We start from the raw sequence: 13,696 nt of genomic DNA on the forward strand, positions 1-13,696 counted from the left end.
GATGAAAGTCGCGACGTCAGTTCTCGAACCGGCGGCGCAGCCGGGCGCGCCACTCCAGATAGGAGCTCAGATCCGGGGCTCCGGTGAGGCCCCGCGCGGCGATGTCGGTCCACTCGGCAGCGGTGGCCGCGTCGACCCCGAGCAGCTCGCGGCAGGCCACTTCGGTGTGTCCGGGCACGATGCCCGCGCGAACCCGGGCGCCGGCGGCGAACGTCACACCCTGGCGCAGGTGGGCTCGGTGTTCGGCGGCCGCGGCCAGCAGCCGGCGCAGCTCCATGACCGAGGTCGCCCCGGCGTACCCGGCGGCCAGCCCGATCCCGCTCCACAGGTGCGGGCGCGCCGCCTCCGGTTGCTGCCGGATCGTCCCGGCGGCGGCCTGGACGTCGGCGGAGTGCACGAACCACAGCGCCCGTCCCACCCCGGCGACGGTCGCGGCCCAGCGGCCGGCGCCCGCGCCGGTGGTCCGCGCGCACTGCCGGGACACGAACGTCAGGCCGCCGAAGAAGGTGCGGCCGAATCCGTCGCCGTCCAGGGCGAGCCACCGCATCAGCGGCGTGTCCGGGATCCGGGGCAGCGGCAGCCGTAACGGGGCGACGGTCCAGCCCGCGCCGACGTGGACGAGGTGCACGTACTGCGCGCCAGGGCCGTCCAGCAGGCCGCGCAACGCGCCGGCGGCACCCCCGGTGAGCAGGTCACGCTGAGCGGCGTACATGCCGGCGCCCTCGTAGGCGAAGCCACGCTCGTCGGCGGGCACCTCGGCCAGCACGTCGTGCCGGTCGCGCCAGTGTCGTGCGGCCAGGTTGTAACCGATCAGGAACGATCGGGCGTGCCCCTCCAGAACCGCTCGGGCCGCGGGTCGGCGAAGATTGAATCCGCGGCGTTCAAAATCGGCCATCCGCATTGGCAGCGGGAGCCCGGGGAACGTTGCGCGTAACGTTTCCCCACCCTTCGTGCTCCGCCGAAAACTGATGGGATCCGCTGACACGTGTTCACCTCCGTCAATGCGCGCTTCGGCAAGCCATTGGTATCAAGCGCGATTGCGGAGGGTCAAGAATGCCATCGGATTCTGAAAGAGTCTTTCAGTGCGCCGACGGCTTTACGATATCGGCGCGTCGGTCCGCGTTATCGTCGGTTTTTTCCGGCCTCGAGACCTTCGCGGAGCAGCACCATCACGTCGAGCGCCTTGTCGATCTCCGCCTCGGTGTTGTAGAGATGCACCGACATCCGCACGGCGAACATCGGCTCCTCCGCGGTCGGCACCGGGATCCGGACGATCTGGACGTGCATCCCCTGATCCGCCGCCAGCCGATCACGAAATGCCTGATACTGCTCCGCGCTGCCCCGCTTGAACGGGCGGAAAGCAACAATTCCCGAATGCAAACGGTCATCGTCGGCCGGGGTGCACAAAGCGTCTCGCCCCCATATGCTGATGATGCGTTCCTTCAGATACCCGCCGAGCCCGAAGACATACCACTGCACGTTCTCCTGGCCGAGCCGTTCCCAGATCCGCAGACACTCCCGCAGCGCGACGGCCCGGGACAGATCGGCGGTGTCGCTGTGCTGCAGCACGGCGCCGAGGTCGTACGCCGGTTCCTGGTCGCCGGTGCGCTGCGGCAGCGTTCCCTCGGCCGGGTACGCCAGCGACACCACCGGCCAGAACTCGGGCAGCGGCGCCGGGTTGAAATCCGGCAGCACCCGGTTGCGGGCGTAGATCAGCCCGGTACCCATCGGCGCGCACTGATACTTGGCCAGTGACCCGCCGAGGAAGTCCACACCCAGCTCGTGCAGGTCCAGGTCCACCTGACCGGGCAGCAGCGAGCCGTCCACCACGGAGATCAAGCCGCGGCGCTGGGCGAGTTCGGCGAGCTGGCGGGTGGGGAAGGTGACGCCGGTGGTCAGCGAGACGGCTGCCCACTGCAGCACCCGGGTACGCGGCGTGATCGCCCGCTCGAACAGCGACACGATCTCCTCGGCGTCCAGCCCCGCCTCACTGCGCGGGGTGAGCCGCCGCACCCGGATCCCGCGCCGGTTCGCCAGGATGTTGAGCGGGGCGCGGACGGTGTAGCACTCGTGCGTGGTGGTGACGATCTCGTCGCCCGGCTCCAGCGCCAGCCCGCCCAGGATCCGGCTCATCGCGTCGCTGCCGCTACCGGTCACCGCGATCTCGTCGGGCTCGCACCGATAGCTCGCCGCGAGCTCGGCGCGGACCTGCGTCAGCGCGGTCTCCGCGTACGGGTCGCGGGGCTGCTCCGCGTGCTCGAGATCGGCCCGGCCCAGCTGGTCCAGCGCCGGGCGCGGCACCGAGCCCAGCGTCGCCGTATCGAAGTGGATCACGTTGGACCGTAACGGGAACAGGCCGCGGACCACGTGCCAGCGGGCCGGGTCGTGCAGTGGGCCCGGCGTCAGGTCGTCCGACCAGCCAGGAGCGGCGAATCCCGGATGGCTGCTGTTCGGTGTCGTGGTCATCGGCATGGTCCTCTCCGTGGCCCGTCGGGACGGTTCCTCACCTGTCCGGCGGCAGAGGAGCCGGGCGTCCGAGTCGGCGCCGCAGCGCGGCGACATGCGAGGGCGATGTGCCACAACAGCCGCCGACCAGGCCGGCCCCGAATCTCGTGCACCACTGCGCGACGTGACAGGCGAATGTTTCGGGTCCCACGCCGGAAGGTACGAACCGGTCGACATGGGTCCACCTAGGTATAGCGGAACGGTCTTCGACATTAGGGTACGCACCAAATGTCAAACACGGGCCACCACCAAGGACTTCGATGCATCTATCGGTGTCGGCGAGGTTCGTGCAGTTGACCAGCACGGCTTCGGCGCCGTGCTCGTGCAGGGTGCGGGCGGCTCCGGCGAGCGGCTCACCGGACAGCAGGCGCGGGCCGCCGGCGCAGACCAGGCTCACCCAGGCGGGGCGGCCGGCCGCCCGGACCGCCTCCACCGCGATCACCGCCTCGCGGACCGTGTTCATGGTTTCCACCAGGATCAGGTCGACCCCGGCCGCGGCCAGTTGCGCGGCCGTCCAGCTGTGCTCGCGGCGCAGCCGGTCGTCGTCCGGCACCTGATCGGGGCGGTAGCAGTCGGCCACCGGCGCCTGCGAGCCGGCGACGAGCATCCGGGCCCCGGCGGCCGCCCGGGCCAGGCTCACGGCGGTCCGGATGAGGCGGCGGGTGGCGTCCGGGCCCAGACCGGCCCGCGCGGTGCTGCTCGGATTGCACCGGAACGTACCGGCGGTGAGCACGTCGGCGCCCGCCTCGGCGTACCGCCGGTGCGCCTGCAGCAGTGCACGGCGGCCGGCCGGGCTGCGCAGCACCCCGTTGGTCCACCACGGTGGGGCCACCGGCCACCCGGCGCGCTGCAGCTCGGTGGCCAGCCCTCCGTCCAGCAGCAGGCCCGCCCGCGGGATCGCGAAGCTTGCGGTCATCGCGCCGCCGATCCACCCGCCCGCACCGCGGCGAGCAGGTCGCCGACCAGGTCGTCCGGGTCCTCGATGCCGGCGGAGACACGGATCAGGTGGTCGTCGATGCCCAGCCGCAGCCGGGTGGGACGAGGTACCGGGCGGTGCGTCATCAGCGCCGGGCACTCGATCAGCGAACGCACTCCGCCCAAGCTCACCGCGGGTGCGAACAGGCGCACCCGGCGCATCAGCGCCTCCGGGTCGCCCGCGTAGACGAACGACAGCAGCGAACCGGGCCGGCGCATCTGCCGTTCGGCGACCCGGTGCTGCGGATGCGACGCGAGGCCCGGGTAGCGCAGCGCGCTCACCGACGGTTCGTCCTGCAACGCCTCGGCCAGCAGCCGGGCGCTGTCACACTGCCGGGCCACCCGCAGCGCCAGCGTCTTGAGACCGCGGTGGATCTGGTGGCAGTCGAAAGGGGACGGCACGTTGCCGAAGGTGGTGCGGTAGTCGCGCAGCCGGGCGTGCAGGTCCGGGTCGTGGTACGCCAGCGCGCCGCCGATCACGTCCAGGTGCCCGGCCAGGGACTTGCTGGTGCTGTGCAGGACGATGTCCGCGCCCAGCGTGGCGGGCTGCTGCAGGGCCGGGCCCGCCAGGGTGTTGTCGACGACCAGCAGCGCGCCGCGGTCGTGCGCCGCCCGCGCGGCCGCGGCCAGATCGGTCACCTTGAGCAGCGGATTGGTCGGCGATTCGACCCAGACCATGGCCGCGTCACCGAGGCGTTCCCCGGCGTCCGGCAGGCTCAGGTCCCAAGGTGTGACGCGGACGCCGGAGCGCGCCGCTGCGTCGAACAACGCGTGGGTGCCGCCGTACACGTCGTCTGAGCACACCAGCGTCTGTCCCGGCGTCAGCAGTGACAACACCGCGGCGGCAGCCGCCTGGCCGGAGGCGAAGGTGGTGGCGTACGGCACCTCCTCCAGAGCTGCCAGGCACTCCTCCAAGGCCTCCCGCGTCGGGTTCTCGCCCCGGCCGTAGAAGTACCGCCGGTCCGGCTGACCGAACCGGTCGTACACGGTGGCGACGTGAATCGGCGGCACCAGGTCCGCCGAGCCTGGGGTGGGCGGCTGCCCCGCGTGCACCAGCCGGGTGTCGAACCTCATGGCCGGTCCGTCTCGGCGCGTACGCAGATCGCCCGGGACGGCAGCAGCACCGTGCCGTCGTCCTGCATGTACGGCTCGGCCGCCCGCTCGACGGCGGCCCACAGCCGCGGGTCGTCCAGCGTGCCGCAGCGGTCCCGGACCGCCTGGCGCATCCGCGGCGGCAGCACGTCGCGCGAGTACGCGGCGAACTGCGCCGGCGAGTCCAGCCGGAACGGCACCGTGCAGTCGTGCACCGACACGTCACGGAACCCGCCGGCGGCCACGTCGGCGCGCAGCACCTCGGGGTCCGTCACCGCGAACGGCCCGGGACCGCCCGGCGGCGGCGCCGGCAGGGCCAGCTCGGCCGCGATCACACGGAACGCCAGGCTGATCATCGGCACCTCCGGCGGCGGCCCCCACACCGCTGCGGCCAGCGTCCCGCCCGGCCGCAGCAGCCCGGCCAGCCGGGCCAGGGCGGAGCGCCGGTCCGGCAGGAACATCAGGCCCCACCGGCTCAGGCACACGTCGAAGGAACCGGCCGGCAGCTCCACGTCCGCGAGGTCGCCGGTGTGGAACGTGACGTACTCGTCCGGGACACGCCGGCGGGCGATCACGGTCATCTGCTCGGACAGGTCGACGCCGACGACGCGTCCGTGCGGCCCGACCCGCCGGGCCGCGCCCGACGCCGGCTCACCCGCCCCGCTGCCCAGGTCGAGGACCGCGTGGCCGGGCCGGACCCCGCCCAGGTCGAGCAGCATCTCGGTGACCACCGCGGCGCCGCGCTCGAAGGCCGGCTGCCAGCGCAGCCAGCCCGGCGCGACGGCGTCCCACACGGCGCGCTGCTCGGCGCGGACGGCGGTGGCATCGGTCACGGTGGATGACACGGCTCCTCCTCGATACGGGCTCACAGGAAACGGGTGGTCGGGTGTTGCTCGGTCCAGACCCCCGGCTCGACCGCCTTCAGCTCGGCGCACAGCCGCTCCACCTCGGCGAGGGTGTTGTAGACGCCGAACGAGATCCGGACCGTGCCCAGCAGGCCCATGCTGTCCAGGAACGCGCTCGCGCAGTGCACGCCGCAGCGGACCGCGATGCCGTTGCGGTCCAGGTGACCACCGACGTCGTACGGGTGGATGCCGTCGACCACCACCGACACGATGCCCGCGGGGTCCCGGGCCGGGTCCCCGACGACTCGCACCCGATCCACGGCAGCGAGCATCTCGGTCGCGGCGTGCACCAGCCGGGCGTCGTGGGCGCGCACGGCATCCCAGCCGATGCCGCCGAGGTAGCCGACGGCGGCGGCCAGGCCGATCACCCCGGCGACGTCGGGGGTACCGGCCTCGAACCGGGCCGGCGCCGGCAGGTAGGACACCGGCTCGGTCAGGCTCACGCCCTTCACCGTGCCACCGCCGACCTGGTACGGCCGCATGCCGGCGAGCAGTTCCCGGCGGCCGTACAGCACACCCACGCCCATCGGGCCGTACAGCTTGTGGGCGGAGAAACAGTAGAAGTCGGCGCCGAGATCGGTGACGTCGACCGGGCGGTGCGGGACTGCCTGCGCTCCGTCCACGACCACCACCGCCTGCCGCTGGTGGGCGGCGGCGGCCATCTCGCGGACCGGGTTCACCGTACCGAGCACGTTGGACACGTGCGCGAACGCGGTGATCCGGGTACGCGGGCCGAGCGCCGCGACGAAGTCGGTGAGCTCGACATGCCCGGCCGGACCGACCGGGACCACCCGCAGCGTCGCGCCGGAGCTCTCGCACAGCCGCCGCCATGGCAGCAGGTTGCTGTTGTGCTCCATCTCGGTGACCACCACCTCGTCACCGGGACCGACGCGGTCGCGGCCGAACGTCTCGGCGACCAGGTTGATCGCGGCCGTGGTGCCGCTGGTGAACACCACCTCCTCGGCCGAGCCGGCGCCGATGAAGGCCCGGACCGTCTCGCGGGCCTGCTCCAGGCGCTCGGTGGAGGCCAGCCCGAGCCGGTGGTAGCCGCGGCCGACATTGCTGTTGGTGGTGCTGTAGTAGTCGGTGACGGCGTCCAGCACCGCGCGCGGCTTGTGTGCGGTCGCGGCGTTGTCGAAGTACACCAGCGGGACACCGTCGAAGCCGGTGGACAGGATCGGGAAGTCGCCGCGGACACCCTTCTGGGCGCCGCCGGTGTCCGGCCGGGCGTCTGACGTCGTGGTCATACCAGCTCCCTAATGGTGAACATGCGGCGGAACCGGGCCATGTGCGCGTCGGGGAAGGCGTACACCTTCTGCGGCGGGTACGGCCGGGTCGAGGGCGGGCGGTGGCCGGGCTCGCCGGCCACCGGGATGCGGCCGGCGCCGTCGCGCAGGTGCGGTCCGAAATAGAACCAGCAGGTCTGTGCGACATGTTCGGTGAACAGGACCGGCTGCACCTCGGCCGAGAAGAGCGGCAGATGACAGTACGCCGCCCGCAGCTCGCCGACCGGACCGAAGCTGTTGCGGCCGGCCAGGTGACCGAACACGTCATGCACCACGCGGAACAGATCGTTGTGCCGCAACGGGACCCCGTCGATCACCACCCCGGACGGCTCGCGCAGCGGGTGCGGCCCGGTCTGTCCCGGCGGCCCGTGCCCGGTCTCGGTGAGCTGGACGTAGAGCACGCCCTCGGCGGCCACCCGGCTGAACAGCTCACCCGAGTTCCGGTACGGCTGGCGGTGGTCCCTGCTGGGTAGCACGTCGAGGCCGGTGCGGCGCACCGTCTCGTACTGCTCACGGCACTCGCGGGTGAACTGCTCGTACCGGCGGGCCACCACCGCATCGGCGGTGGACATCGGCTGCCGCTCGAAGTCGTCGGCCACCTCCCGGCAGTAGTGCTCGTCGAGCGCGATACGCGCTGCCACGGCCCGCTCGAAGTCGTCAGCCGGTCCCAGATGGGGCCGTGCGACCAGGTGGTCACGGGCCGCGGCCAGAACGTCGATGTCGCCCGGCATGGCACCTCCCCCACAGATACGGCGCCGGCGACGGCCTAACGGAACGCCAGCACGACGAACAGCAGCATCACCGCGGCCACACCCAGCCCGATGCGGGTCAGCCGGACCGTGGCCGGGGCGGACAACAGCTTGTGGTCGAGGGCGAAGCTGCCGGGGCCGGCCAGCATCAGCACCAGCGCGCCGGAGAGCACGGCCAGCTCCCACTCGAAGCCGGTGGGCATGAAGAACCCGGCGCCCAGCTTGATGAACGTGGCGTTGAGCATGACGCCGGCGGCCAAGGACGCGGCGATCGGCGTGTAAAGGCCGAGCAGCAGGGTCACACCGACGACCAGTTCGATGACCATCACGCTCCCGGAGAGCAGCGAGGTCGACTGGTAGCCTTTCTCACCGAGATATCCGGCGAATCGTGTGACGTCCCATCCGAACATGCCGACCATGTTCTGGATGCCGTGTGCCAGGAATGTAAAACCGATGATCAGCCGGACGATCAGCAGACCGGACTGCGCCCACGGATAGGACGAGGTGCGCGCGGTCCGCGTACCGTCCACCGTGGCTCCTTCGAAGGTGGTCATGACATCGCTCCCTCACCGTGTGGCATAGGTTCTCAGGCGGACTCCACCGTCTGTGCCGGTACGGTATGAGCAGCAAAGGGTCGTCGGCACGGGATCCGTCACCGCGAGGAAAGACCTTTCGCAACTGCTGGCCGGAGGGTGAAAGATTCGGCGGGGGCGGCAACCGCGGCGGCCATTGCACCGGTATGGTCGAGACGCTATGCAGAGTTATGCGATTCCCGGTTCGAACGCCCGGATGCGCTTTCACGACCTGCCCGGCGACGCCCCCGTGCACGTCTTTCTTCCCGGCCTGGCGTGCGCTTCGTCGGCAGATTTCCCGGAGACCACCCGGCATCCCGGCGTGGCCGGTTTCCGCTCGATTCTGGTGGACCCGCTGGGCGCCGGTTTCAGCGACCGGCCGGCCAATTTCTCGTACACGCTGGAGGGCCACGCGGACACGGTTGCGGCGTTGCTGGACATGCTCGGCGTCACCGGCGTGGTGGTCGTGGGGCACAGCATGGGCGGCTCGATCGGGGTGCTGCTCGCCGCGCGCCGTCCCGACCTGGTCGCCGAACTGATCCTGGCCGAGCCCAACCTGGGGCCGGTACGCGGCATGCTCAGCCCGCTCATCGTGGACCTGAGCGAGGACGAGTTCGTCCACGCCGGGCACGCCGCCCTGGTCAGCCGCCTGGCCGAGGTGGGCGAGCAGGACGTGACCGCGGCCAACTTCGCCGCGCTGGTCCGGGTCTGCGACCCGCTCGCGCTTCACCGCACGGCCTGTTCGCTGGCCCGCCTGCGCGAGCCCGGCCTGCGCGCCGTGCTGAACGCGCTGCAGATCCCGCGTGCGGTCCTGATCGGCGGCGCCTCCGGGTACGCGCAACGGCATCCGGGATTCGGCGAGCACGGCATCGCGACGCTCACGGTGCCCGGCGCCGGGCACGCCATGAACGAGGACGACCCGGCCGCGTTCGCGCGCGCCATCGGCCAGGTCCGCCGCACGACCGTGCCGGCGTCCCGCTGACAGGAACGGAGAGAACATGCCGGAGAAAACCCCGGAGCGCTTCGTCTGGGCGCTGGACGTGATGCGGGTCGCGCCCGCCGACCGGGTGCTCGAGGTGGGCTGCGGCCACGGGGTGGCAGCCGCCCTGGTGTGCGAACGGCTCGACGGCGGGCACCTGCTGGGCATCGACCGCTCGGCGAAGATGATCGAAGCCGCCACCCGGCGCAATCAGGCCGACGTGGCGGCCGGGATCGCCGAGTTCCGGACCACGACGCTGGCGAAGGCGGAGCTGCCGTCGCGCGCGTACGACCTGATCTTCTCGTTCAACGTGAGCCTGTTCTGGACCCCGCCGGCGCGGGAGCTGAACCAGCTCGCCGAGGCGCTGGCGCCGGGCGGGCGCATGCTCGTCTTCCACCAGCCCCCGTTCCCGGAGAAGAACCAGCAGGTCGTGGACGCGGCGACGGCGTTGCTGACGGAAGGCGGCTGGAAGGTTCAGGACACCCTGTTCGCGGACACCGCGCCGGTCGAGTCGGTGTGCCTCATCGCCGTGCGGTGACGCGGACATGGGCCGGGCCGGCATCGCGCAGGTCGGTGAGGCCGGTGAGCGCCATCGCGTCGGACACCTCGTCGTTGAGCATGTCGAGCAGGTGCGCCACCCCGTCCGCGCCACGGACCGCCAGCGCCCACAGGACCGGACGCCCGATCAGCACCGCGGTGGCGCCGAGCGCGATCGCGGTCAGCGCCTCCACGCCGCTGCGGATCCCGCCGTCGACCAGCACCGGGCAGCGGCCGCCGACCGCCGCCACCACCTCGGGCAGCACGTCCAGGGTCGCCAGCGGGGTGTCGAGCTGGCGGCCACCGTGGTTGGACACGATCACCGCGTCCACCCCGTGCGCGGCCGCCAGCTCGCCGTCCTCGCCGGTCTGCACGCCCTTGAGGACGATCGGCAGATCGGTGCGCTCACGCAGCCACGCCAGGTCGCTCCAATTGAGGGCCGGGTCGAAGACGCGTACGGCGTGGTCGGCGACCGCGGACCGGCCGGCGACCCGCCGATGCAGCAGGCTCTGCGCCGCGCGTTCCACGTTGACCGGCCGCAGCTCGGGTGCGAAGGCGAAGCCGTTGCGTAGATCGCGCAGCCGGTGGCCGATCACCGGGGAGTCGACGGTCAGCACCACGGCGGTGTAGCCGGCCTCGGCGGCCAGGTCCAGCACGCCGCCGAGCGCCTCCCGGTCCCGCATCCAGTAGATCTGCAGCCAGCGCGGCGCCGGCCCGGCCGCGGCGGCGATGTCGCGCAGCGAGCGGCCGCTGAAGAAGCTGGTGACGTAGAGCGCCCCGGCCCGTGCCGCACCCTGTGCCGTGGCGACCTCCCCGTCCGGATGCATCATCGCGTGGTACGCCGTCGGCGCGATCCCGACCGGGCCGCGCAACCGGGAGCCCAGCAGCGTGACGGCGGTGTCCCGGGCGGAGACGTCCACCAGCACGCGCGGGCGCAGGGCGAACCGGTCGAACGCCGCGCGGTTGGCCGCGAGGGCGCGCTCGGCGCCGCTGCCGCCGCTGATGTAATCCCAGACGTCGGGTGGCACCGCGGCCCGTGCCTGCGGCTCGTAGTCGGCCGCGCAGACGAAGCGCGGGTCGGTCGTCGGCTCCAACGGGATTCACCTCCCGGGCGGTCAGCACTCCAACAGCGGGGACCCGGACCGGCCGGTGCCGGGTCTCAGCCCCGGCGGCCGGCGCCGGCCCGGCGCAACGACAGCACGGTCACCGCGGCGATCACGACGAGCAGAGCGGCGCTGGCGTACGCGGCCGCCTGCATCCCGTCGGTGAACGCCGCGCGGGCACTCGCCAGCAGTTGTGCGCCCGGTCCCGCCGGCAGGGCCGCGGCCGCGTCGACGGCGCCGCCGACGGTGTCACCGGCACCGGCCGGCACGTCCGCGCCGGCCATCCGGGACCCGTAGACCGCCGCCGCCACGCTGCCCAGCAGCGCGATGCCCAGCGCGGATCCCAGCTCGGTCGCCGTCTCGGACACCGCCGACGCCGCGCCGGACTGCTCCACCGGGCTGCTGGAGACAACCTGGTCGGTGGCGAGGATGTAGACCGGGGCGAGGCCCAGGAAGATCACGACCGAGCCGGCCACCGCGGGTGCGAGCCCCTGCTGCGGGCCGGCCAGGGCCAGCAGCACGAACCCGGCGGCGGCGAAGAGCAGACCGCCGGCCATCACGGACGCCGGGCGCAGGCGACCGGCCAGCGCCGGGCCGAGGCCGCAGCCGAGCACGAAGCCGACCGCCGACGGCACCGTCCACACCCCGGCCCACAGCGGTGTCAGGCCGAGCACCGACTGCAGGTACTGCGCGAACAGCAGCATCATCCCGAACGCGGTGAAGAAGGCGACCAGGCTGGCGACCAGCGCCACCGCGAGCCCGGGCACCCGGAACAGCGCCGGGTCGATCAGCGGCCGGGGGCTGCGCCGTAGGTGCCGCAGGAACGTCGCGGCCGCGGCCAGCCCGGCGGCGACGGCCGCCGCCGCGACACCGGCCGGGCCACCCGACGCCCACGTCTTCACGCCGTAGATGACGGCCAGCACGGCGGCCAGCGACAGCACGGCGCCGGCCAGGTCGAAGCCGCCGGCGTGCGGGTCGCGGTGCTCGGGGACCAGGACCGGCGCGGCGAGCAGCACCAGCGCCATCACCGGGACGCCGGCCAGGAACACCGCACCCCACCAGAAGTTCGTCAGCAGCAGCCCGCCGAAGAGCGGACCGGCGACACCCCCGGCGGAGAACGCCGCCGTCCACACGCCGATCGCGACGGTCCGCTGCCGGTCGTCGGTGAACATGTTGCGGATCAGCGACAGGGTGGACGGCATCAGCGTCGCCCCCGCCACGCCCAGCAGCGCCCGGGCGACGATCAGCGTGGTCGCGCTGCCGGCCGTGGCGGCGGCCACCGAGGCCACGGCGAACGCCGCCGCTCCGATCATCAGCAGCCGGCGCCGGCCGATCCGGTCACCGATCGCGCCCATCGTGATCAGCAGTCCGGCCAGTAGGAAACCGTAGACGTCGACGATCCACAGCAGCTGGTCCGCGGTCGGTGCCAGATCGGCGCTGAGGGCCGGCACCGCCAGGTTGAGCACGGTCAGGTCCATCGAGACCAGCAGGCTGGGCAGCGCCAGCACCGCCAGTCCCGCCCATTCCCGTCCACCGGCCCGATGGCGTGTTTCCTCGCGCAGCCCCATCCGCCTCTCTCCGTCCTCGGTGACGACCGAACACAGTCTAATAGTTAAGTGACCTCTGCCCCATCACGCCGGCGGGTAATGCGTCGCCGGGGTGAACCGGACCGGCAGGTCGACCAGGCTGCGAAACATCGAGCTGCGCTGGTACGACAGGTCCGATCGGGCGCAGTCCAGTCGCAGGTCGGCCAGCGGCACGAGACGGGTCAGCGCGGCCCGCAGTTCCAGCCGGGCCAGCACCGCGCCGAGGCAGAACCGCATGCCGGCGCCGAACGACATCGGGTGAGCGCCGGCGCGGGTGACGTCGAACCGGCCCGGGTCGGGGTACACATCCGGGTCCCGGTTCGCCGCACCCATCAGCGCCACCACGAAGTCGCCCTTACGCAGCTGGACGCCGCCGATCACCGTGTCCTCGTCCACCCGGCGGCTGTTGGACTGCACCGAGGAGTCGTAGCGCAGCGACTCCTCGACGGCGCTCTCGATCAGTTCGGGCCGGCGGCGCAGCAGCTCGTGCTGGTCGGGGTGGTCGATCAGGGCCAGCATCGTGTTGCTGACCTGGTTGGTCACCGTGTCATGGCCGGCGAACACTACCGAGATGACGGTGCTGACGATCATGCTGGTGGTGAGCGGGCGGTCGTACCCGCTCTGGTCCTTGTCCATCTCGTCGAGCATCACGCTGATCATGTCGTCGCGGCGGTCCGCCCGGCGCTGCCCGATCAGCCAGGTCAGGTACTCGGTGAACTCGCCCATCGCCTGGTTGCCGCGGATGATCTCCTCGCGGCTGGGCACCAGGTCCAGGGTCGGCGCGATGTCCAGTGACCAGCGCCGGACCCCGTCGTAGCCCTCCGGCGGCACGCCGATCAGATTGCACACGAAGTGCAGCGCGAGCGGTGCGCCGAACTCGCTGACCACGTCCATGTGCCCGCGGCGGGCCAGCGGCTCCAGCAGCTCGTCGACGATGTGCGCGATCTTCGGCTCCATCGCGCGCATCCGCTTCGGCGAGAACACCGGCATGATCAGTTTGCGCAGCCGCGCATGGTGCGGGTTGTCCTCGAAGAACATGGTGTCGCTCATGACGTCCTGCAGCGCGCCGGGCCCGACCATCTCCGCCCAGAAGTCACGCACGCTGGCACAGCCGAACCGCTCGTCGCTCATCACCGTCCTGACGTCCGGGAAACGGGTGACGTACCAGGTGCCCTCCTGACCCCGGTGCACCGGGTCGTGCCGCAACAGCCAGTCGTAGAAGGGGTACGGATCGCGCTGGAAGTCGGGATCCAGCGGGTCCAGGCCGGTCTCCGGAACGGGACTGCCCGCGACGGAAATGGTCATCGCTGCCTCCGGTCGTTGGACTCGATGCGCCAACAATGGTTATGTATCTATTAGCCAAGTCGTTTCTCGAAATAAGGCCCAGAAACCTTTCCGCGCATTGAC

At 71.9% G+C, this 13,696-nt stretch carries 13 protein-coding genes; 2 read left to right on the forward strand and 11 right to left on the reverse strand.

The features are described from left to right. Positions 1-16: 16 nt before the first annotated feature. From AB0G04_RS08990 to AB0G04_RS09025, 8 genes are all read right to left on the reverse strand, one after another. Positions 17-895: a DUF1702 family protein gene (locus AB0G04_RS08990; protein WP_360978995.1), complete on the reverse strand. Its 879-nt coding sequence runs from the start codon at positions 893-895 to the stop codon at positions 17-19. Between the two features lie 227 nt (positions 896-1,122). Next, positions 1,123-2,466 carry an aminotransferase class V-fold PLP-dependent enzyme gene (locus tag AB0G04_RS08995; RefSeq protein ID WP_360978998.1) on the reverse strand — a complete coding sequence of 448 codons (1,344 nt, stop codon included), beginning with the start codon at positions 2,464-2,466 and terminating at the stop codon, positions 1,123-1,125. Between the two features lie 37 nt (positions 2,467-2,503). After that, positions 2,504-3,421, reverse strand: coding sequence for a homocysteine S-methyltransferase family protein (locus AB0G04_RS09000; protein WP_360979001.1), 918 nt, complete (start codon positions 3,419-3,421; stop codon positions 2,504-2,506). Beyond that, positions 3,418-4,554: an aminotransferase class I/II-fold pyridoxal phosphate-dependent enzyme gene (locus AB0G04_RS09005; protein ID WP_360979004.1), complete on the reverse strand. Its 1,137-nt coding sequence runs from the start codon at positions 4,552-4,554 to the stop codon at positions 3,418-3,420. The genes AB0G04_RS09000 and AB0G04_RS09005 overlap by 4 nt, the downstream gene beginning before the upstream one ends. After that, the gene (locus AB0G04_RS09010; RefSeq protein ID WP_360979007.1) at positions 4,551-5,417 is read right to left on the reverse strand and encodes a class I SAM-dependent methyltransferase; all 867 of its coding nucleotides are present in this window, start codon (positions 5,415-5,417) and stop codon (positions 4,551-4,553) included. The genes AB0G04_RS09005 and AB0G04_RS09010 overlap by 4 nt, the downstream gene beginning before the upstream one ends. Positions 5,418-5,437: 20 nt before the next feature. Beyond that, on the reverse strand, positions 5,438-6,724 hold the full coding sequence (locus AB0G04_RS09015) for a cysteine desulfurase (protein ID WP_360979010.1): 1,287 nt from the start codon (positions 6,722-6,724) through the stop codon (positions 5,438-5,440). Then, complete coding sequence (locus AB0G04_RS09020; RefSeq protein ID WP_360979013.1) at positions 6,721-7,494, reverse strand: hypothetical protein; 774 nt, start codon at positions 7,492-7,494, stop codon at positions 6,721-6,723. The genes AB0G04_RS09015 and AB0G04_RS09020 overlap by 4 nt, the downstream gene beginning before the upstream one ends. A 35-nt stretch (positions 7,495-7,529) precedes the next feature. Then, the gene (locus tag AB0G04_RS09025) at positions 7,530-8,066 is read right to left on the reverse strand and encodes a DoxX family protein (protein ID WP_360979016.1); all 537 of its coding nucleotides are present in this window, start codon (positions 8,064-8,066) and stop codon (positions 7,530-7,532) included. A gap of 199 nt (positions 8,067-8,265) precedes the next feature. Between AB0G04_RS09025 and AB0G04_RS09030 the strand changes: the two genes are divergently transcribed. Then, positions 8,266-9,066 (forward strand): alpha/beta hydrolase, encoded by an 801-nt coding sequence (locus AB0G04_RS09030; protein WP_360979019.1) that lies wholly within the window; start codon positions 8,266-8,268, stop codon positions 9,064-9,066. A gap of 16 nt (positions 9,067-9,082) precedes the next feature. Beyond that, positions 9,083-9,601, forward strand: coding sequence for a class I SAM-dependent methyltransferase (locus tag AB0G04_RS09035; protein ID WP_360979022.1), 519 nt, complete (start codon positions 9,083-9,085; stop codon positions 9,599-9,601). Here AB0G04_RS09035 and AB0G04_RS09040 read toward each other — a convergent pair. From AB0G04_RS09040 to AB0G04_RS09050, 3 genes are all read right to left on the reverse strand, one after another. Then, complete coding sequence (locus AB0G04_RS09040) at positions 9,585-10,694, reverse strand: alpha-hydroxy acid oxidase (RefSeq protein ID WP_360979025.1); 1,110 nt, start codon at positions 10,692-10,694, stop codon at positions 9,585-9,587. The two genes, AB0G04_RS09035 and AB0G04_RS09040, sit on opposite strands and share 17 nt — an antisense overlap. Before the next feature lie 65 nt (positions 10,695-10,759). Beyond that, entirely contained in the window at positions 10,760-12,271 is a 1,512-nt protein-coding gene (locus tag AB0G04_RS09045; protein ID WP_360979028.1) for an MFS transporter, read from the reverse strand. Between the two features lie 63 nt (positions 12,272-12,334). Further along, positions 12,335-13,594 carry a cytochrome P450 gene (locus tag AB0G04_RS09050; RefSeq protein ID WP_360979031.1) on the reverse strand — a complete coding sequence of 420 codons (1,260 nt, stop codon included), beginning with the start codon at positions 13,592-13,594 and terminating at the stop codon, positions 12,335-12,337. Positions 13,595-13,696: the final 102 nt, after the last annotated feature.

The organism is Actinoplanes sp. NPDC023801, from assembly GCF_040639655.1.
Lineage (GTDB): Bacteria > Actinomycetota > Actinomycetes > Mycobacteriales > Micromonosporaceae > Actinoplanes.